The sequence below is a fragment of the Psychromonas sp. genome (genome assembly GCF_983033635.1).
In genome coordinates this window covers 1-349 of the sequence record NZ_CEZLMY010000227.1, presented here as the reverse complement: position 1 = coordinate 349, position 349 = coordinate 1, and the positions used below count along the sequence as shown (strand labels likewise).

At 33.2% G+C, this 349-nt stretch carries 1 protein-coding gene; it reads left to right on the top strand.

The genetic code is table 11. From position 1 onward, the window contains the following. A partial coding sequence (locus AC4GME_RS17430) for a hypothetical protein (protein WP_490379903.1) occupies nucleotides 1-278 on the top strand: 278 nt, incomplete at its 5' end. Nucleotides 279-349: the final 71 nt, after the last annotated feature.

The window sequence follows — 349 nt, the reverse complement described above, 5'->3', positions numbered from 1 at the left end:
TTGTTATATACCTAACTAATGGCTCTAGATGCCATATAGATTTACCTAAATCACAGTACCAAAAAATAAAGAACGCTATGTTTATACCTATAACACGTAGCTTATCAGAGGTTTTTCGGGTCGGTATTTACAATAATTTCCCAGCAGATTATTCCAAAGAGCATAAAGATAGGTTACTTGAAGAATATTTGGATCAATATGAATTTGCTTTTAAAAGACATTTTTATATAGAGTTGCCTAGAGGCATTACAATGAATCACTTTTGGAATAATCAATAAATGCCTAACAAGTTGCTGCACTCGGACTCGATACAGTTGTCGCGGTTTTTGCTAAAAGAAAAAGCAGCAAA